The following is a 20,248-nucleotide window of genomic DNA, read 5'->3' as shown; positions in this document are numbered from 1 at the left end:
AAAGTTCTAGTCTCCTTCGGCGACGATGACTACGGCTTTGATGCTGCCGGGAATGCGATCGGCCACCAGGGCCTCTTGCGATCGTTCGAGTGAAAAGCGTGCTGTGACCATCGAATCCAGATCGACGCGCCCGGCAGCGACCAGTGCGGCGGCGATCGGCCACGTGTTGGCGTACCGGAACACTCCGGTGAGCATCAGTTCGCGATTCTGAATGATCGGGACCGGCAACGGTATCTCGTCGGCACCCATTCCGACCAGAACGACGGTCCCAGCGGGCCGAACTGCGTGAATCCCGTCGATCACTGCGGCCGTGGCACCCGAGGCGTCGATGAACGCATCGACGGCCAGCGAGCGTACGTCGCTTTCACGAGGATCAACGACGGTTGTTGCGCCGAATTTCAGTGCCACATCACGCCGGGCCGCATCGATGTCCGAGACGATGACTTCCGTCGCGCCGAATGCCTTGGCCACCTGCGTCGTCACGATTCCTACCGGGCCGGCGCCGGCGATCAACACACGAGAGCCGGCAGTGATTCGCGCCTTCTGGGCTGAGGCGATCCCTACGGAGAGTGGCTCGAACAGCGCAGCTGCCTCGTAGGACACGGAATCTGCGATGGGATGGGCGAAGTCGGCACCGATCGTGACGTAGTCGGTCAGCGCACCGTCGATCGGCGGCGTCGCGAAGAACTCCATATGAGGGCAGAGGTTGTATCTGCCTGCCTTGGATTCGGAACTGGTCGGATCCGGCTTCTGAGGCTCGATGGAGACGCGCTGCCCGATGCGTCTTGGGTCGACGCCGTCACCGACTGCGGCGATGCGTCCCGATGCTTCGTGTCCGAGAACGAGCGGTGAGTTGACTACGTAAGGGCCGATGCGACCTTCGTGAAAGTAGTGCGCGTCCGACCCGCACACGCCCACTGCATGGATGCGAACGAGGACTTCACCCGTCTTCGGGGACGGTCGTGGTCTCTCGACCATCTGCATCTTTCCGGTCTCAACGAGGACATTTGCCCGAATTGTCGCAGGTAGATCGACGGATTCTCCGGAAACTGTTGTGTGGGTCACAACGTAGATGTTAGCTTAATGAGCATAAGAACATCTAGTGAGCATCTGCTCACGATCAAGAAACTTTGAACCTGATACACAAGGAGACCGTGTGAACCAGTCGGCTCAGCCCGCAGGACTCAAGTCGTCGAAGTTGCCGGCTTCCGAGGATGTGCGGCTCGCCTTGCGGGCAGCGACCATGTATCACCTCGAAGGCGCTACTCAGGCGGAGATTGCAGCGAAGTTGGGCGTCTCGCGGCCTACGGCCGGGCGGCTGTTGGCCAGGGCGCGGACGCAAGGTTTGGTCAGGGTCGAGATTATGGTGCCGCCGGAGCTCGAAGGTTCGGTGAACACGGAGTTGGAATCGAAACTGGAGAAGCACTTCGGGTTGGCCGAAGTTTTGATTGTGCCCGAAGCAAATTCGGACTCGGACGATCCGGACTTCGACGCGCTCGGCCGACGAGCAGCGGAAGTTCTGGTTCGTCGTCTGCAGCCGTCGAGCGTTCTCGGGTTTACCTGGGGTCCGGAAACCGTTGCGGTAGCAGGATCTTTGCCAGACAAGGCGGCGAAGTGCTCGGCTGTGGTACAACTTGACGGCTCCATGACGGTGACCGACTACCAAACCGGTGTCGACTTCACCATCGGCCGATGTGCACAACAGTTGCAGGCCAATCCTATTCGCCTCAATGCTCCGCTATATGCCGACCCGGCGACTGTGGAGTCGATGCGAAACGACTCGGTCATCTCGAAGGCGCTGCAAGCCGGAACTGATTCCGACATCATGGTTTTCGGAGTTGGTGCCGTCTCGACTGCCACGACCTTGTTTGCCGGTAGCTTCGTCGACTCGACCATGCTGGACGAGTTGGAAAGTCGAGGCGCTGTCGGTGAAATCGGCGGCCGTTTCTACACGATCGACGGCAATCCAGTGGAGGGGCCACTGCCTGAGCGAACGGTCTCCGTATCGCTCGACGCAGTGAAATCCTGCGATCAGACGATTCTGATTTCGGGGGGAACACACAAACGCCAGGCCGTTCTGGGCGCATTGCGCGGAGGTTTGGCAAACGTACTCGTCACCGACGTCGAGTGCGCCCAGTGGCTGCTCGAAGGCTAGCGATCTCACGAGTTTCGCTGTCCGAGCGCGCGACTGACACGCAAGTGTGAAGGAAGGTAATCCGTGAAAACAGGAAGACGAGTGTGGGGCGCTGCCGCGGCGGCGCTCTGCCTCCTGGTGTCGGGATGTGCGGGCGCTGGTGCGCTCGGTGGTTCCGGCGAACGAACAGTCACCATCGCGATGGTGTCGAACTCGCAGATGCAGGACGCCATCAAACTGGCGCCGGCTTTCGAAGCCGAGAACCCTGGCATCGACCTCAAATTCGTCAGCCTTTCCGAGAACCAGGCGCGTGCCAAGATCACAGCGTCGACGGCAACCGGCGGCGGTGAGTTCGACGTCGTGATGATCAGCAACTACGAGACACCTCAGTGGGCCGCCAACGGTTGGCTCACGAACCTGTCCGAGTATGCAGACAAGACGCCCGGTTATGACGAGGACGACTTCATACCGTCGATCAAGACTTCTCTGTCATACGAGGACAGTATGTACGCGGTCCCGTTCTACGGGGAGTCGTCGTTCCTGATGTACCGCAAGGATCTGTTCGATCAGGCGGGGATAACAGTTCCCGAAGACCCGACGTGGCAAGAAGTTGCAGGTTGGGCAGCGCAGTTCGACAACCCGGATGCCAAGATGGCGGGAATCTGTTTGCGTGGAAAGCCTGGCTGGGGTGAGGTACTCGCGCCGCTGAACACCGTGATCAACACCTTCGGTGGACGCTGGTACGACGAGAATTGGAATGCGCAGCTGACCAGTCCGCAGGTCGAGGATGCGGTTCAGTTCTACGTGGACACGGTCAAGGAGCACGGTCAGCCGGGCCCTGCCACAAGCGGATTCGGTGAATGTGCAACACAATTCGCGCAAGGCAACACGGCGATGTGGTACGACGCGACGTCGGCTGTGTCGGTTCTCGAGGACCCTGCGTCGTCGAAGGTAGTCGGCAACATCGGATATGCGAAGGCCCCGAAGGTCGAGAAGTCCGATCCTGGTTGGCTCTAAACCCGGGCGCTCGGAATCCCGGAGTCGGCAAAGAACAAAGATGACGCCTGGAAGTTCATTTCCTGGATGACGAACAAGGACTACATCCAGAAGGTCGGAACCGAACTCGGCTGGTCGAGAGTTCCTCCGGGAAGTCGCCTATCGACCTACGAGATTCCGGAATATCAAGAGGCCGCACAGGCATTCGGTCCGATCACCCTCGAATCGATCAACAATGCAGATCCGAAGAACCCGACAGTGCAACCGGTTCCGTACACCGGCGTCCAGTTCCTCACCATCCCTGAGTTTCAGGACCTGGGCACTCGCGTCAGCCAGCAGATCAGTGCTGCCATCGCGGGTCAGAAGAGCGTGAAAGAAGCACTCGAACAATCCCAGCAGTATGCCGAGGTGGTCGGCAAGACCTATCAGGAGAACCGATGACTACGGTTGCCGAGCCCAGAACTACGGTGGACGACGCGCCACCGGTCCGTGTCGAAAAGAAGATCTCCCGCGCCGAGGGTTGGCGTCGTAGAGGTCCCCTGTTGCCGGCGTTGATCTTCTCGATCGTCGTCACCCAGATTCCGTTCCTGTTCACCCTCTACTACTCGACGCAGTCGTGGAACCTTGTCCGGCCGGGATCGCGGCACTTCAACGGGTTCGACAACTACATCGAGGTTTTCAAGGACAGTCAGTTTCGGGAAGTCGCGGTCAACACGGTCATCATGATCGTGGGTACGGTCATCGTTTCGGTGATCCTCGGACTCGCGTTGGCACTGCTACTCGACAGAGCCTTCCTCGGTCGCGGGATCGTGCGGACACTGCTGATCACGCCATTTCTCATCACCCCCGTCGCTGGCGCATTGCTCTGGAAGACAACAATGTTCGACCCGGTATTCGGTATCGTGAACTTCGTCCTCCAGCCTTTCGGTGTCGGCCAGGTCGACTGGGTCAGCAAGTTTCCGCTCGCCGCCGTCATGATCAATCTGATCTGGCAGTGGACGCCTTTCATGATGCTGCTCATTCTGGCCGGCTTGCAGTCCATGCCCCGAGACATCCTCGAAGCCGCACGGGTGGACGGAGCCAAGCCGTTTGCGATGTTCCGCGAACTGACACTGCCGCACCTGCGCCGCTTCATCGAACTCGGTGCAGTTCTGGGTGCGATCTACCTCGTGAACACCTTTGACGCGGTGTACATGATGACGTCGGGCGGGCCAGGCGTGGCCAGTTCGAACCTGCCGTTCTACATCTACCAGCGCGCGTTCCTCGGCTTCGACGTAGGTCAAGCTGCGGCGATGGGTGTCGTGACAGTGATCGCGACCATCATCGTCTCGACACTTGCGCTCCGATTGATCTTCAAGAGCTTCACCGGCAACGAGGAGGCGGCGTGATGACTGCCGTAGAGACGACAAGCGCGACGACCGACAAGCCCGTAGTGAAGAAAAAGAAGAGCAGTAAGTTCAGTCCGTGGTCGGTCGTGGCGTGGATCGCCGCTCTCGGATTCTTCTTCCCGGTCTTCTGGATGGTCCTGACCGCGTTCAAGACCGAGGCAGACGCCTACACGGACCCGCCGAAGCTGTTCTTCACTCCCACCCTCGAACAGTTCCGTGCCGTCCTCGATTCCGGTCTGGGTACAACGCTGGCGAACTCGGCATTTGCCACAGGAATGTCGACGATTCTTGTTCTGCTACTGGGTGTTCCGGCTGCGTTTGCATTGTCTCTTCGCCCGGTGAAGAAGACGCAGGATGTGCTGTTCTTCTTCATCAGTACCAAGATGCTCCCAGTCGTCGCCGCAATCGTGCCGCTGTACGTGATCGTCAACGACATCGGATTGCTCGACAACATCTGGGCGCTGGTCATCTTGTACACATCGATGAATCTGCCGATCGCAGTGTGGATGATGCGTTCGTTCTTTCTCGAAGTCCCCGGCGAGCTTCTCGAAGCCGCCAGCATGGACGGCGCGAGCTTGTGGACCTCGGTCCGAGAGGTGATCCTCCCGCTGATCTCGCCCGGAATTGCTGCGACTGCGCTGATCTGCGTGATCTTCTCGTGGAACGAATTCTTCTTCGCAGTCAACCTGACAGCTGTTCAAGCGCAGACGATTCCGGTCTTCCTGGTCGGCTTCATCACCGGCGAGGGCCTCTACTGGGCTCGGCTCTCCGCGGCAGCGACCATGGCGGCATTGCCCGTCATCCTGGCCGGTTGGTTCGCCCAGAACAAACTGGTGCGCGGCCTGTCCTTCGGTGCAATCAAATAATTCTCCTCACCCTCTCAGGAGTTCGTCATGGCTGAAATCTCGTACCAGAAAGCGTCTTGCATCTACGAAGGTGCCGGGACCCTCGCTGTAGATTCACTCGATCTTGACATCAAGGACGGGGAGTTCATCGTGCTCGTCGGTCCGTCAGGTTCCGGAAAGTCCACGGCCCTGCGCATGTTGGCAGGGCTCGAGGACATCGATTCCGGTGCGATCACCATCAACGGCAAGGACATGACCGATGTCCCGTCGAAGGATCGCGACATCGCAATGGTCTTCCAGAATTACGCGCTGTACCCCAATAAAACCGTCGGCGAAAACATGGGGTTCGCGTTGAAGATGCGCGGTGTGCCCGTCGAGGAGCGTAAGAAGAAAGTTGCCGAAGCGGCCAAACTGCTTGACCTGACGGAATACCTCGACCGCAAACCGGCCAAGCTTTCCGGCGGTCAACGGCAGCGAGTTGCCATGGGCCGAGCAATCGTTCGTGAACCGCAAGTGTTCTGCATGGACGAGCCGCTCTCCAACCTCGACGCAAAGCTACGCGTCCAGACCCGCACGCAGATCGCGGCGTTGCAGCGTCGTCTCGGAACCACCACCGTCTACGTCACGCACGATCAGGTGGAAGCGATGACGATGGGTGATCGCGTGGCAGTGCTCAAGGGCGGCAAGTTGCAACAATTCGCTTCTCCGACCGAACTTTACGATCGGCCGGCCAATGCGTTTGTTGCAGGCTTCATCGGATCTCCCGGTATGAACTTGGTAACGGCGCCGGTCAGTTCGGGTGGGGTGCGTTTCGGCGACGTCGAGGTTCCGCTGGACCGCGAGCAGATGGCGGCAATCGCCGCGGCCGGTCTGGCTTCGGTCACAGTGGGAATTCGGCCCGAGCAATTCCAGGTGGTTGCTGCCGGAGACGGAATCGCAGCTCAGATCGACCTGGTAGAGGAACTGGGCAACGAGTCGTACATCTACGCACACGTGCCTGGTACCGAAGCCGACCCGATCTCGCTCGTTGCACGCACCGGCGGGCGATCGAAGCTGCAGTACGGCCAGACGCTGGGCTTCGAGCGGGTGGACGGTCCTGTTCACCTCTTCGACCCGACTACGGGTGAGCGCGTGGGTAGCTGAATCCCACCACAATCGTGACCTGCTCGGCACCCGAACTCGTTCGTGCCGAGCAGGTCACATCCATCTTCGACTGGTGAGAAGGTTAGGGTCTACCGATGAGTGATACACGCGAACGATCCGTCGTGGTGTGTGGTGAGGGACTGGTTGATCTGGTTCCGGTGGGGGAGAACTTCTCACCCAAGTTGGGCGGTGGACCGTTCAACGTTGCGATCGCGGTGGGTCGACTCGGATCCGACGTGGGATTCGTCTCTCGCTTGTCCACCGACGCGTTCGGAGATCGGATGATCGACTCGCTGGCCGCGTCGAATGTCGACACGACCGGAGTCGAACGTGGGCCCGAGCCGACAACTCTGGCCGTCGTGAACCTTGCAGCGGACGGAGGTGCGCGGTATTCCTTCTACCTCGAGGGAACGGCGGATCGACAGTTCGCGCTGCCGAAACTTCCCTCTGCCCGGGCATTCTCGTTCGGAACGCTGTCGCTGGTGCTCGAGCCCGGGGCCTCCGCTTACGAAGCCATGCTGCACGAAGCGCACGCCCGCGGTCGACTCACCATGGTGGACCCCAACATTCGTCCGGCGGTGATCTCGGACCCGGAAGCATATCGACGACGATTTCGTTCGTGGTTGCCCGCCATCGATATTCTCAAAGTGAGCGACGACGACGCCAAGTGGTTGGGTTCGGTCGACGGCGCCGAGTGGCTCGACGAAGGCGTCGGCGCCGTACTGCTCACCCGTGGTGGTGACGGGTTGCGGTTGATCACCAAGGAACTCGATGTTTCGGTGCCGGCGCCCGCAGTCGACGTCGCGGACACGATCGGTGCGGGCGATACCGTTCACGGAGCCCTGCTGGCCTACCTTGATCGTCACGACGCACTCGATGTCGCCGTTGTGCGCGGGTTCTCCGAGGCAGATTGGTCGGCCGCGTTGACCTTTGCCGCACGCGCGGCAGCCGTCACCGTGTCACGACCAGGGGCGGATCCGCCGTGGTCAAGGGAGTTGGGCCTGCCCGTCTAGCACTGGGGACCACCGCCCTACTGCGAGCGCAGTACGTCGAACTGCCTACCTGTGCACGATGTGCGACGGGGTCGTGTATCGGCACAGTGATACGCATGTCGATATTCCTGTACAAACTCTCGCGACTCGCGTTTCGTCGTCGCTGGGCAATGGTGGGCTTCTGGGTCGTCCTGCTGGTGGCGGGCGGAGTAGGCGCAGCAACGCTGTCCGGTCCGACCGTCAACACATTGTCGATCCCGGGCACAGAATCGCAAGCGGCACAGGACCTTCTGGCTGAACGGTTCCCGGAATCGTCCACCGGCGGAGCCAGTGCTCGCATAGTCTTCGAATCTCCGGCGGGCACGACGCTCGCCGATCCAGCCATTCGACAATCCGTCAGTGAATTGGTCTCTGCGCTCGGGAAGGACCCCGAGGTTGCAGCGGTATCGGATCCGTATGCATCCGGCGGAGTGTCGCCGACTGGGACGATCGGATACATGCAGGTCTCCTATACAGCCGACTCGATGGACTTGCCGGACAGTTCGAAAGAACTGCTCGAGTCCGCTGTCCACGACGCCTCGGATTCAGGGCTGGCAGTCGATGTTGCCGGCAACGTGCTGATGGAAAGCAGCGCCGAATCGATGGGAGAGGTGATCGGAGTCGCGATCGCCGCGGTGGTGCTGACCGTCACCTTCGGTTCCTTGGTTGCGGCGGGGCTTCCTTTGATCAGCGCGTTGATCGGCATCGGCATCGCGATCTGCACGATCACCATCGCAACTGGTTTCATCGAATTGGGTTCGAGCACAACCGTCCTGGCAATGATGCTGGGGCTCGCCGTGGCGATCGACTATTCGCTGTTCATCGTCTCGCGCTACCGCTCCGAACTACGTGACGGACATGATCCGGAAATTGCTGCGGGCCGCGCAGCGGGGACTGCGGGTTCGGCCGTAGTGTTCGCGGGGTTGACCGTCCTCATCGCACTGGCCGGACTGTTCGTCGTGAACATCCCGTTCCTGACAAGCATGGGTCTGGCTGCAGCATTCGCAGTTGCTGTTGCAGTGGTGATTTCACTGACGCTGCTGCCCGCCACACTCGGATTTGCAGGGTCGCGCGTCCTGAGTCGGTCTGATCGTCGACTGCTGGCGTCCGGCGGTGAACTGACACACCGGAAACAGTCGGAGGGGGCGGGCTCGCGATGGGCCAAGTTCGTGATCCGGCGTCGAGTTCCGGTTTTGCTCGCGTCAGTCCTCGGGTTGGGATTGCTGGCGATCCCCACCTTCGGAATCAACCTGAGTTTGGCGAGCCCACCAGTGCCCGACACAACTGCCGCCAGGGCTACCGACCGACTATCCGAGGGGTTCGGTGCCGGGTTCAGCGGTCCGCTCATGGTGGTCGTCGACGTTGCCGACGCCGCAGATCCGGCAGCGGCATTGAGCGGCGCCCAGGAAAAGCTCGGTGCTCTGCCCGACGTAGCGGCAGTGACGCCGCCAGCACTCAATCAGGCCGGCGATACAGCAGTCATCACGGTGGTTCCCTCGAGTGGCCCGGAAACCGAGGCAACAAAGGCGCTCGTCGCAGATATACGTGAGGTCGCCGGATCACTGACCGACGAGACCGGGGCCACGATGTCGGTCACCGGTCAGACAGCGTTGACGATCGACGTCTCGGACCGCTTGGCTGATGCCCTCGTTCCCTACCTCGCATTGGTCGTCGGCCTCGCCTTCATTCTTTTGATGCTGGTGTTCCGCTCGATCTTGGTACCGCTCAAGGCAACTCTCGGATTTCTGCTCTCGATCGGCGCGACGTTCGGTGTGCTGGTCGCGATCTTCCAGTGGGGTTGGTTCGCCGGCATTCTCGGAATCGAAGGCCAAACCGGATCAGTTGTGGCGATGTTGCCCATCTTCATGATCGGCATCGTCTTCGGGTTGGCGATGGACTACCAGGTGTTCCTCGTGACCAGAATGCGTGAAGCGTTCGTCCACGGTGACGGACCGGACGAAGCAGTCGTGAAGGGCTTCGACCAGGGCGCGCGAGTCGTCACGGCCGCGGCGCTGATCATGATCGCCGTTTTCGCGGGCTTCATCTTCGGCGGCGACGCCTTCATCATGCAGATCGGACTCGGACTCTCGTTCGCGGTTCTGTTCGACGCCTTCGTGATTCGTATGACCGTCGTACCGGCCGTCATGTCCCTGTTGGGCTCGAAGGCATGGTGGTTCCCCTCATGGCTGGACCGGTTGGTCCCGAACGTCGATGTCGAGGGGGAGCAGTTGACTGCGCTGCTCGCAGATTCGAAGGAATCCAGTGAACCCACGAGCGACAAGTTGTCGGTATGACCCGGATACGGTAGATCGATGACTTCGACATCGACGTGGGGTCGATGGTGTGCGGAACACCCGCGCACCATCGACCTGGCACTGACGATCCTCGTGCTCCTTGCCACGTGGACGGCGCACCGCATCGCGCTCGATGGCAATGACACCCGCGAAGTAACAGTTGTGGGAGTCCTTGTAACAGCGATCGCAGCGGCAACCATCGTATTCCGGAGGCGCTACCCGTTCTCGGCGCTGGCGGTGGCAGTACTTCTCGGCGTATTGATGATTGCACTGTCAGCGCCGCCGAATGCCGGCACAGGTTCCGCGGCGATGGTGTGCCTCTACTACGTTGCCAGCACGAGTGACCGCCGGAGGACCTTCTTCGCAGCGGCGAGCACAGTCAGCTCGCTGATGCTCGTCACAATCTTCCTGGGAGTGGGGAACAATCTCCTGCAGGAGGCACTGGGGTTGTTGGCCTGGTTGCTGATGGCAAGTTTCGCCGGCGCCGAGGTCCGTTCTCGCCGAGCCTATCTGGAGTCCGTCGAGGCGCGCGCGGTGCAAGCGGAAAGAATGCGCGAGGACGAGGCCCGACACCGCGTCGTCGAAGAAAGGATGCGGATTGCGCGAGACCTGCACGACGTTGTCGCGCACCACATTGCCTTGGTCAACCTGCAAGTCGGGGTCGCGTCGCACTTGATCGGGAAAGACCCCGAGAAGGCGACGACTGCACTACGCGGAGTGGAGGAAACGTCCAAGGCGGCACTCGATGAAATTCGGGCCACGGTCGGAGTTCTCCGTGACGCTCAGGACGGTGATCGCTCGATGAAGCCGGCTCCGGGGCTTTCGGATCTACCGGCACTGGTGGATCAATTCGTCAGTGCGGGAATGGAAATCGAAGTGCGTGCAGTGGGTTCGCTGCGCCCTCTCGGGCCAGCAGTAGACCTCACGGCGTACCGAATTATCCAGGAAGCACTCGTGAATGCGAGCAAGCATGCGTTGCCAGGGGCCGTCACCGTGTCGTTGTCGTACGAAGCCGAGGTTCTGGTGCTGTCGGTCGAAAACTCCGGAACGGCAGTGCCTTCGACGTCACCGCCCGGGTACGGACTGCTGGGAATGAAGGAGAGGGCACAGGCAATGGGAGGCGAGGTCTCAGCAGGATTCCGCGCGGACGGGGGATTTCGTGTGGACGCCCAACTGCCGCTGGTCTCGGTCTCCAGCGGTTCGGAGCGTGAGGAGTCGTGAGTATTCGGGTGGTAGTGGCAGACGATCAGGCGCTCTTCCGTCAAACGCTTGCGCTGCTGATCGGTTCGGAAGACGACATGGAGGTGGTCGCCGAGGCGGCAGACGGAGAGCAGGCATTCCAGGCGGCGCTCGAGCACCGACCCGACGTTGTTCTGATGGACATTCGCATGCCGGGCACCAGCGGAGTCGAAGCGACCGCCATGATCGCCGATCATCCGGATTTGTCCGACGTACACGTACTGATCCTGACGACCTTCGAAGTGGATGAACATGTGGCACAGGCGATCCGGGCGGGAGCGAGCGGCTTCATCGGCAAAGGAATCCGAGCGGAGGATCTACTTGATGCTGTTCGGACGGTCGCAGGTGGGAACTCTTTGTTGTCGCCGATTGCGACCAGCGCGTTGATTTCTCGATTCCTTTCCACTCCGTCGCGGGCCGACTCGACTTCCGGGATTTTCGGTCAATTGACACCACGCGAACTCGAAGTGGTCACCCTCGTTGCCCTCGGAATGTCCAACGACGAAATCGCCGCGGAATTGGTGATCAGCGCGGTCACGGCAAAAACCCATGTGAATCGGGCGATGACGAAACTGGATGTCCGCGACCGCGCGCAACTGGTGGTTCTCGCCTATCAATGCGGTGTGGTGATTCCGGGACGCTCGGTGGATTGACTCGAGAAACTCTTGACTCGAACGGGTGTTCGAGTATTGTTGGGGGTGGGGATCGGGGGATTCAATGAGTGTTCTGTTGTCGGATGTGGTGTCTGGTTCTGCGGTGGGGTTGCGCGGACGTCTGTGGCGGTTGTCTGCTTCTGAGTTGCGTACCGCTGCTATCGAGGCGAGTGCGGAGATTCTTCGTCTCGAGGCCGTTCGTGTGGCGGTGGTGGACGAGTTGTCGATGTGCCGGGATGATCAGGTGATTGCCAGCCGCGGGGTGGGGTGCTGGTTGGCGGCGAACACGATGCTGCAGGTTCGGGGCGGGAAGAAGATCGCCGCCCTGGGTGCGGCGCTGCGGCCGTTTCCGGCGGTCGCTGCACGGTTCGATGTCGGGGACTGCTCCTTCGATCATGCCGTGTTGATCGTGGCGTTCTGCGAGTCACCGCCGAAGGGGATGCCGGAGGAGGCGCTCCCTCGCTGTATCGATTTGTTGTTGGCTGCCGCGTCGGGGGTGGAGGCGACAACGACGAAGGTGCGGAACGTGATCGCGACCTTGGAGCGAGTGTTCGAATCGGATGAGGTTCCGCCCGCCGAGGATGTGGATCGGAATGAGTTGCGGATCGCGTCGACGTTGAATGGTCGGGTGGTGGTGCGCGGTGATTTCGATGCTCTCACCGGGGAAATGTTGCTGTCGGCGTTGTCGAATCTGACGATGCCCACCCCGGCACCGGATGGAACCCCGGATTGTCGGTCGGCAGCGAAGCGGACCGCGGACGGGTTCACCGAACTGATCCGGCGTTACCTCGACTGCGCCAAAACCGGCACCGATGGCGGCCAACGCCCGCACGTGAACGTGCACATCAACGCGCGTGATTTGGCGGAGCATCGGGACTGCGCCGCAACACCAACTGATGACGGAATGGCTGTGTCGGATCTCGATGTCGGGCACATGCCCTGGCTGGGGCCGCTGTCGGTGTCGCAGACCAGACTCCTCGGCTGCGATTGTTTCCTCTCGACCGTGCTGCTCGACGACCACGGCGCGCCGCTCGATGCGAAACCCGGAAAGCGATTAGTGTCCGCGGAGCAGCGAGTGGCGTTGATCGCCCGAGACAAAGGCTGCGCATTCCCCGGCTGCACATGCGTGCCCGCCTGGACCGATGTGCACCATATTCGGCACTGGGCCAACGGTGGCCCGACGGTGATGAGCAACCTTGTCCTGCTGTGCCGTTCGCATCATCGGTTGATGCACCGGAAATCCGGGTTCGTCGGGAAGTGGGTGATCCGGATCGGGGTCGACAACAAACCGTGGTTCATCCCGCCGCCCTCGATCGACCCCGGGCAGCATCCGCGACCGGGGAACACCACATTCAAAACCTGAGGGGGCAAATCTCAGATGCACCAGAACGTGCCCAGGCCTGTCTCGGACCCGATGCTCTGTGTCCGACCGATTGGTGGGAGGTGGAGTCGAATGGGTGCGTGCTTTCGGGGTGGCTCTACTTTCGGGTGCCCGTGTGGCCTGTCCCACTCAGTGGGTCATTCTTTCGTCGTCGCCAAGCCGGTTGTGCCAGGTCATTTGGACGTCTGACCTGCAGTTCAAAATCTTTCGTTAGAACACGTTCCAATTTCGCGGATTTGTGGCTATGGTCACAGAGATAGATGCGGGTGTGCGAATGAAAGGGTGAAGTGACGTGAAGACCAAGGGTGCAATCCTGTGGGGCCTCAATGAGAAGTGGTCCGTCGAGGAGATCGAGATCGGCGAGCCGGTAGCCGGCGAAGTTCAAATTCGCATGGAAGCGGCCGGAATGTGCCACTCCGATCACCACATCGTCACCGGCGCGACCCCGATGCCGTCGTTCCCGGTCATGGGCGGGCACGAGGGTTCGGGCGTCATCACCAAGCTCGGCCCTGAGGTCAAGGGACTGGAGGTCGGCGACCACGTCGTTCTGTCCTTCATTCCGGCTTGTGGAACCTGTCCGGCGTGTTCGGCCGGACATCAGAATCTTTGTGACCTCGGGATGGGTCTCCTCAGCGGCCAAGCCATCAGCGACGGCACGTACCGGATCCAGGCTCGCGGCGAAAACGTGATCCCGATGTGCCTGCTAGGGACGTTCTCGCCCTACATGGTCGTGAACCAGTCGTCAGTGGTGAAGATCGACAAGGACATTCCGTTCGAGGTTGCCGCACTCGTCGGTTGCGGCGTCCCGACCGGTTGGGGATCGGCAACCCACATCGCCGATGTGAAGCCCGGCGAAGACGTTGTGATCATGGGCGTCGGCGGCGTCGGTATCAGTGCGCTACAGGGTGCGGTTGCATCGGGCGCTCGGTACATCTTTGCCATCGACCCCGTGCCGTGGAAGCGTGAGCAGGCTCTGAAGTTCGGCGCAACGCACGCTTTCGAAAGCGCTGCCGCTGCCATTCAGCCGATCATCGACGCCACGTACGGACGCATGGCGCAGAAGACGATCATCACCGTCGGCGAAATGAAGGGTGAGTACGTCGAAGAAGCCATGATTCTGACGGCAAAGGCTGGTCGTTGTGTTGTCACTGCAATGGGGCACCTGACGGACATGGATGTGAAGCTGAACCTGTTCCTGATGTCGATGCTTCAGAAGGACCTTCAGGGCAACATTTTCGGCGGTGGCAACGCTCGCCAGGACGTGCCTAACCTCCTCGCGATGTACAAGGCAGGCAAGCTGAACCTCGACGACATGGTCACTCGGACCTACACGCTCGAAGGCGTGAACGACGGGTACCAGGACATGTTGGATGGCAAGAACATCCGCGGCGTCATCCGCTACACCGAAGCTGACTGGTGATCGAAAGCGCAACTCTTGTGCCAGTAGTCTGATCGGGTGCCCAGTACTCACAGTCTCGACGTAATCCAGCAGTGGCCGGTCGACAATGCGGCAGCGGTCGTCCTCTCCGGGAATAATCCGGGTGAGGGCGACCGCATTCGTGGTTTCAGCGGCGACCAGTCGCATGTTTTCCCCCTGGCTTCGGTGACAAAACTGTTGTGCGCCTACGCGATTCTGGTGGCGGCGGAGGAAGGGGCGGTCGAGTTGGATGGGCCGGCCGGGCCTGAGGGGTCGACCGTTCGTCATCTCCTCGCACATGCTTCCGGGTTGGCATTCGCCGAACGTGTTGTTCAGGCGCCGGTGGCGTCGAAGCGGATCTACTCGAGTGCGGGATTCGAGGTGCTTGCCGAGTTGGTTTCCCGGGAGACCGAGATCGAGTTTGCCGACTATCTTGCCGAGGCGGTGTTCGCGCCGTTGGGGATGACCAGCGCGACTCTTGTCGGTCCTGCCGGTCACGGTGCACAGGCATCGGCAGACGACTTGGCCAAGTTCGCGGCTGAACTGCTCTCGCCGACCCTGATCTCGACGCAGACGTTCGCAGAGGCGACAACCGTGCAGTTCCCGGGGCTCAACGGAATTCTTCCGGGTTACGGCTCTCAGCGCCCCAACGACTGGGGACTCGGATTCGAAATTCGCGGCGACAAGCGTCCGCATTGGACAGGTCTCGAGAACTCGGCCGCAACCTTCGGTCATTTCGGCCAGTCCGGGACGTTCCTGTGGGTCGATCCCACGATCGATACTGCGTGCGTCGTGCTTACCGATCGCGACTTCGGTGATTGGGCCAAGCGTTTGTGGACTGAATTGTCAGATGGCGTGATCGGTGAAGTTTCGCGATAGAGCACAAATTTCTCTCCTTCCACTGGCGCAACACGGGTAACACAAGGCACACTGTTCAATCGAGCGTGCTGCACGAACTCGACAGAGGTCGTTGGGGAAGACGTCCCTCGTCGAAGCAGGAGGCTCGAGTGCGCGAAATGAATCAATTCGCGGACGTGACGACTGGTGTGGTTTACATCCACTCGTCGCCCGCGGCGCTGTGCCCGCACGTGGATTGGGCTTTGTCCGCCACGTTGGACAGCCCTGCCAAGCTCAGATGGACCTCACAGCCTGCCTACGACGGACTTCTGCGTGCGACGACGGACTGGACGGGTCCCGTCGGAACCTGTGCCCGCCTGGTCGATTCGCTACGCGCGTGGCCGATGTTGCGGTTCGAGGTCACGGAGGACCCGAGCCATGGCGTCGACGGTGAACGGTACAGCCATGTACCCGGTCTGGGCTTGTGGCGCGGATCCACCAGTGCGAACGGTGATGTCGTCGTTGGGGAGATGAAACTGCGGTCCATCATGAATTCCGGTGGAGACATCGCCGCGGAGATCGATCGGGCGATAGGTGCACCGTGGGACGAGGAACTCGAACCCTTCCGGAGTTCAGGCGAAGGTGCCGAAGTGACATGGCTGCGAAGGCGTGTCAGCTGACCGAGGTCCATCCTGAACCCTGAGTGCTCTCGCGGATTGAACGACAAAGACTTGAATGACAAAGGTGGGCCCCGCCGTATCGGCGAGGCCCACCTTGCTGTCCGGGGTTGTCAGAGCGGAATGTTCTTGTGGCGCGCACGGACAGATGGTGCAGACGCGAGCGCAGCGGTGACGATGCTGCGAGTCTTCGCCGGGTCGATTTCCTCGTCGACGACGCCGATTTCGACAGCGCGGTCGACGCCGCCTGCGATCGCCTCGTGTTCGGCAGCGAGACGGTCGTGCAATGCTTCACGCTCGTCGTCCGGTGCCGCAGCGAGAGCCCGCTTGTGCAGGATGCCGACAGCAGCCTTCGCGCCCATCACGGCCACTTCGGAGTTGGGCCAAGCGAAAACGGCCGTGGCTCCCAGTGCTCGCGAGTTCATTGCGATGTATGCGCCGCCGTAGATCTTTCGAGTGACGACGGTGACGCGGGGGACAGTCGCCTCGGCGAAGGCGTGAAGTAACTTCGCGCCGCGCCGAACCACGCCTTCCCACTCCATCGACACGCCAGGCAGATACCCGGGAACATCGACGACGACCACGAGCGGCACGCCGAATGCGTTGCACAGTCGCACGAATCGAGCGGCCTTCTCTGCACTTTCGGAGTTCAGGCACCCCCCGAGTCGCAGTGGGTTGTTCGCGATGACGCCAACCGTGCGTCCGGCCATCCGGCCGAAACCGGTGACGATGCTCCGCGCGTAATTGCCTTGCAGTTCTTCGAAGCTCGACTCGCCTTCGACGTTGTCGAGCATTTCGTGAACGATGGGACGAACGTCGTATGCACGTTTTGCGGACGCAGGCATCATGGCGCGCAGATCGCTGTCGCCGAGTTCCGCTGCCCGCTGATCGAATTCGCCCTGCTCGCACATCATCGAGACCAGGCGGCGTGCGCGGTGCAATGCGTCGGCCTCGTCGTGTGCGGCGATGTGCGCGACACCCGACTTCTTGGTGTGTGTGTCCGGACCGCCGAGTGACACCATGTCGACCTGTTCACCGGTGACGCTGCGAACTACGTCTGGGCCGGTGACGAACACTCGGCCTTCCGGCGCCATGATCACGACATCGGTGAGGGCTGGACCGTACGCGGCTCCACCAGCGGCAAAGCCGAGCACGACGGAAATTTGAGGTATGAGACCCGACGCACGGACCATGGCCTCGAAGACCAGTCCGACTGCGTGGAGTGCTTCGACGCCTTCAGCCAGACGCGCGCCACCGGAGTGCCAGAGACCCACGATGGGGGACTCTTCCTCGATGGCGGTATCGATGGCTTTGACGAGGTGTTTGCAACCGTCGACGCCCATTGCGCCGCCCATGACGGTGGCATCGGAGCAGTATGCGATGGTGCGGACGCCGTCGATGTTTCCGGACGCAGCGAGCACGCCGGACTTGTCACGGGCGTGGAGCGGCACTGTTGTGCCGGGGTCGAACAGATTTTCCAGGCGCGCAAGAGGATCGCGCGGGTCTGTCGATGATTCGGACTTTGTCACGGGGGCCAGGATGGTCATCGCGTCCTCCTTCAGTACGAGCCTTGGGTGGAACGAAAGGTCGGTGTTGTCCGCGGGTGACGTTGTGTTGCAACGACACCCGCGGACAGGTGCAAACCGCGGTTCGGGCTAGGCCCGACCGAAGGCGAGCGCGACATTGTGCCCACCGAAACCGAACGAGTTGTTCAGTGCGAAATCGAAAGAGCCGGTTCGGGGTTCACCCTTGACGACATCGAGATCGATTTCTGGATCCTGGCTGTCAACATTGAGCGTGGGCGGGATGATCCCGTCACGCACCGCCAGAACCGTGAGGACTGATTCGAGGGCGCCGACAGCGCCGATCGAGTGTCCCAGCGCGGATTTCGGGCCGTACACCGCAGCGTGATTGCCGACCGCTGCGTTGATTGCCTTTGCCTCTGCGATGTCACCGATCGGCGTCGCAGTGGCGTGGGCGTTGATGTGCTTGATGTCGGACTTCGTCAGTCCGGCCATCTCGATTGCTCGGGTCATGGCTCGCGCCGCGCCCAGGCCTTCCGGATGCGGTGCCACGATGTGGTACCCGTCCGAAGTGATTCCGGAACCGAGCAGGCGGGCATGAATGGTGGCCCCGCGTGCCTTTGCGTGTTCCTCGGTTTCGAGGATCATCAGTGCGCCGGCTTCGCCGAAGACAAATCCGTCGCGGTCCTTGTCGAAAGGACGTGAAGCTGCGGCCGGATTGTCGTTGTTGGTGCTCATTGCACGCATCATGGCGAAGCTCGCGATCGGAACCGCGTCGATGAAGCTCTCGACTCCACCAGCTACAACCATGTCCGCGTCACCCATGACAAGCATGCGGTGAGCGTGAGCAATTGCCTCGGAACCCGACGAACATGCCGAGACCGGGGTGATGACGCCGCCGCGGGCCCCGAGTTCGAGCCCCACCGTTGCGGCCGGTCCGTTGGGCATGACCATCTGCACCGAGAACGGGGAAACCTTGCGGTATCCGCCGCCACGGAGCTTGTCGACGGCGTCGATGAGCGTGTCGCCGCCGCCGAGTCCGGTGCCGATGACAACCGCGAGGCGGTCCTGATCGACTTCGGGACTGCCGGCGTTGCTCCAGACCGTGCGACTCAACGTGAGGGCAAGGCGTTCCACCCAGCTCATCCGTCGAATTTCGACGCGGGACAAGCCCTCGTCTGGTGAAACCTTCAGGTGCCCGCCGATGCGAATGGGAAGGTCGAACTCGTCGATGAACGGGTCATCGAGGATTCCGATGCCGCTTTCGCCGGCGAGTAGCGCCTTCCACGTGCCATCCACATCACCAGCCACCGAGGTCGACGTCGCGAGGCTCGTGACGACGATGTCGGGGAATTTCCCTTTGCGGGTAGAAGCGGAAGTCACGGTCGGCTCACTCTGCGTTCTTGGCTTCGGCGCCTTCGGCTTCGAGCTTCTGGATGTACGCGACGATGTCGCCGACGGTGCGCAGGCCTGCGAGATCCTCGTCGGGGACCTTCACGCCGTACTTGTCTTCGGTCTGAACAGCGATCTCGACCATGGACAGGGAGTCGATATCGAGGTCGTCCACGAAGGACTTGTCAACGGTGACCTCGGAAGGCTCGATACCGGTGACCTCCTCCACGATCTGGCCGAGTTCCGCGATGATTTCTTCCTGAGTGTGGGCCACTGGTGTGGCTCCCTTCTTGATCGATTGAGGTGGGGTGAAACGTCCGGCCGCCGTTCGGGCTGATCGGCCGGGTGGGCGTCCGAGCTAGGTCAGCTCGGACAGTGCGGAGATATCCTCCGGGTTTTTGAGGGCCACCGTCGGCGTGCCACGCATTTCGCGCTTGGCAATTCCGACGAGGGTTCCGGCCGGCGGGAGTTCCACGATCGCGCTGACTTCTGCTGTCCGCAACGACGCGGAGCAGAGGTCCCAACGAACGGGGCGGGTTACCTGCGCGGCAAGTTTGGTGAGGGCGTCGGCGCCCGAGGAGACGGGTGCGCCATCCGAGTTGGAAAGCAGCGTGCGCGTCGGATCGGACGGGGTGATCTTGGCGGCAGCAGCTGCGACGGCATCCTGTGCAGGTGCCATGAAGCGGGTGTGGAAAGCGCCGGCGACGGGCAGTGCGCGGACTCGGGCCTTTTCGGGTGCGTTTGCTGCGAGTTCTTCGAGCGCGGTGAGCAGTCCGGCAGCCACGATCTGGCCGGCCGCATTGCGGTTGGCCGCTTCCAACCCGAGTTCTTCGAGTCGTGCGAGCACTTCGGCTTCGTCGCCACCGAGAACGGCTGACATGCCGGTGGGCTCGAGCGCGCAAGCCTTGGCCATCTCGGCGCCGCGGAGGGCGGCAAGTGCGACCGCGTCGTCAGCGGAAATAACACCGGCGACCGCAGCAGCGGCAAGTTCACCCACTGAATGGCCGGCAGCGATGACGTCGGCGCCGAGGAGCCCACGTGATTCGATTTCCTCGTACGCCAGCAGAGCAGCGGCAACGACGAGGGGCTGGGTTACCGAGGTGTCGGTGATTTCTTCGGCAGTCGCGGTCGTGCCGAGTCGGACGAGGTCCAGGCCGGCTGCCTTCGACCACACTTCGAGGCGGTCTTGCGCTCCGGGCAGTGCCAGCCATGGGCTGAGCATGCCGGGTGTCTGAGAGCCCTGTCCCGGGGCGAGCAACGAAATCACTTATTAAGAGAACACCGCCGCGAGTGACCTG

At 61.5% G+C, this 20,248-nt stretch carries 17 protein-coding genes and 1 pseudogene; 13 read left to right on the top strand and 5 right to left on the bottom strand.

Features of this window, described 5'->3' with window-relative positions; translation table 11 throughout:
• Positions 1–6: 6 nt before the first annotated feature.
• Positions 7–1,017: an NAD(P)-dependent alcohol dehydrogenase gene (locus QM596_RS20900; RefSeq protein ID WP_029538310.1), complete on the bottom strand. Its 1,011-nt coding sequence runs from the start codon at positions 1,015–1,017 to the stop codon at positions 7–9.
• Positions 1,018–1,156: 139 nt separating this feature from the next.
• Between QM596_RS20900 and QM596_RS20895 the strand changes: the two genes are divergently transcribed.
• The 13 genes and pseudogenes from QM596_RS20895 to QM596_RS20835 all read left to right on the top strand — a co-directional run bounded on the left by QM596_RS20895 (position 1,157) and on the right by QM596_RS20835 (position 16,038).
• Complete coding sequence (locus tag QM596_RS20895) at positions 1,157–2,155, top strand: sugar-binding transcriptional regulator (RefSeq protein ID WP_021334180.1); 999 nt, start codon at positions 1,157–1,159, stop codon at positions 2,153–2,155.
• A gap of 63 nt (positions 2,156–2,218) precedes the next feature.
• Positions 2,219–3,571: pseudogene (locus QM596_RS20890) on the top strand (ABC transporter substrate-binding protein).
• Complete coding sequence (locus QM596_RS20885) at positions 3,568–4,518, top strand: carbohydrate ABC transporter permease (RefSeq protein ID WP_019748978.1); 951 nt, start codon at positions 3,568–3,570, stop codon at positions 4,516–4,518. Before QM596_RS20890 ends, QM596_RS20885 begins: the two are co-directional and overlap by 4 nt.
• The gene (locus QM596_RS20880) at positions 4,518–5,384 is read left to right on the top strand and encodes a carbohydrate ABC transporter permease (RefSeq protein WP_020969937.1); all 867 of its coding nucleotides are present in this window, start codon (positions 4,518–4,520) and stop codon (positions 5,382–5,384) included. Before QM596_RS20885 ends, QM596_RS20880 begins: the two co-directional genes overlap by 1 nt.
• Positions 5,385–5,411: 27 nt before the next feature.
• A complete protein-coding gene (locus QM596_RS20875; protein ID WP_019748976.1) occupies positions 5,412–6,506 on the top strand; it encodes an ABC transporter ATP-binding protein in 1,095 nt (364 codons plus the stop codon).
• A 95-nt stretch (positions 6,507–6,601) separates the two neighbouring features.
• Positions 6,602–7,519 (top strand): carbohydrate kinase family protein, encoded by a 918-nt coding sequence (locus QM596_RS20870; RefSeq protein ID WP_019748975.1) that lies wholly within the window; start codon positions 6,602–6,604, stop codon positions 7,517–7,519.
• Between the two features lie 95 nt (positions 7,520–7,614).
• Positions 7,615–9,831 carry an MMPL family transporter gene (locus QM596_RS20865; protein WP_024487648.1) on the top strand — a complete coding sequence of 739 codons (2,217 nt, stop codon included), beginning with the start codon at positions 7,615–7,617 and terminating at the stop codon, positions 9,829–9,831.
• An 18-nt stretch (positions 9,832–9,849) separates the two neighbouring features.
• Complete coding sequence (locus QM596_RS20860) at positions 9,850–11,052, top strand: sensor histidine kinase (RefSeq protein WP_019748973.1); 1,203 nt, start codon at positions 9,850–9,852, stop codon at positions 11,050–11,052.
• A complete protein-coding gene (locus QM596_RS20855; protein WP_019748972.1) occupies positions 11,049–11,723 on the top strand; it encodes a response regulator in 675 nt (224 codons plus the stop codon). Before QM596_RS20860 ends, QM596_RS20855 begins: the two co-directional genes overlap by 4 nt.
• 64 nt (positions 11,724–11,787) lie before the next feature.
• Entirely contained in the window at positions 11,788–13,086 is a 1,299-nt protein-coding gene (locus QM596_RS20850; protein WP_283309864.1) for an HNH endonuclease signature motif containing protein, read from the top strand.
• A gap of 310 nt (positions 13,087–13,396) precedes the next feature.
• Positions 13,397–14,524 carry an NDMA-dependent alcohol dehydrogenase gene (locus QM596_RS20845; protein WP_019748970.1) on the top strand — a complete coding sequence of 376 codons (1,128 nt, stop codon included), beginning with the start codon at positions 13,397–13,399 and terminating at the stop codon, positions 14,522–14,524.
• 36 nt (positions 14,525–14,560) lie between these two features.
• Positions 14,561–15,400, top strand: a complete 840-nt coding sequence (locus QM596_RS20840) for a serine hydrolase domain-containing protein (protein WP_283309863.1) — start codon at positions 14,561–14,563, stop codon at positions 15,398–15,400.
• A gap of 128 nt (positions 15,401–15,528) precedes the next feature.
• Complete coding sequence (locus QM596_RS20835; RefSeq protein ID WP_003941617.1) at positions 15,529–16,038, top strand: DUF3145 domain-containing protein; 510 nt, start codon at positions 15,529–15,531, stop codon at positions 16,036–16,038.
• A gap of 110 nt (positions 16,039–16,148) precedes the next feature.
• Here the strand turns inward: QM596_RS20835 and QM596_RS20830 are convergent, their stop codons facing one another.
• The 4 genes from QM596_RS20830 to QM596_RS20815 form a co-directional block, all read right to left on the bottom strand.
• Positions 16,149–17,582 (bottom strand): acyl-CoA carboxylase subunit beta, encoded by a 1,434-nt coding sequence (locus QM596_RS20830; RefSeq protein ID WP_003941597.1) that lies wholly within the window; start codon positions 17,580–17,582, stop codon positions 16,149–16,151.
• Positions 17,583–17,690: 108 nt separating this feature from the next.
• Positions 17,691–18,941 (bottom strand): KasA/KasB family beta-ketoacyl-ACP synthase, encoded by a 1,251-nt coding sequence (locus tag QM596_RS20825; RefSeq protein WP_003941591.1) that lies wholly within the window; start codon positions 18,939–18,941, stop codon positions 17,691–17,693.
• A 7-nt stretch (positions 18,942–18,948) separates the two neighbouring features.
• Positions 18,949–19,224: a meromycolate extension acyl carrier protein AcpM gene (gene acpM, locus QM596_RS20820; protein ID WP_003941649.1), complete on the bottom strand. Its 276-nt coding sequence runs from the start codon at positions 19,222–19,224 to the stop codon at positions 18,949–18,951.
• Positions 19,225–19,308: 84 nt separating this feature from the next.
• Positions 19,309–20,217: an ACP S-malonyltransferase gene (locus QM596_RS20815; RefSeq protein WP_020908154.1), complete on the bottom strand. Its 909-nt coding sequence runs from the start codon at positions 20,215–20,217 to the stop codon at positions 19,309–19,311.
• Positions 20,218–20,248: the final 31 nt, after the last annotated feature.

The organism is Rhodococcus sp. IEGM 1406, from assembly GCF_030056745.1.
In the GTDB taxonomy this organism is placed as follows: domain Bacteria; phylum Actinomycetota; class Actinomycetes; order Mycobacteriales; family Mycobacteriaceae; genus Rhodococcus_F; species Rhodococcus_F erythropolis.
The sequence above is the reverse complement of the archived record's forward strand: the minus strand, read 5'-3'. Positions and strand labels throughout refer to the sequence as shown.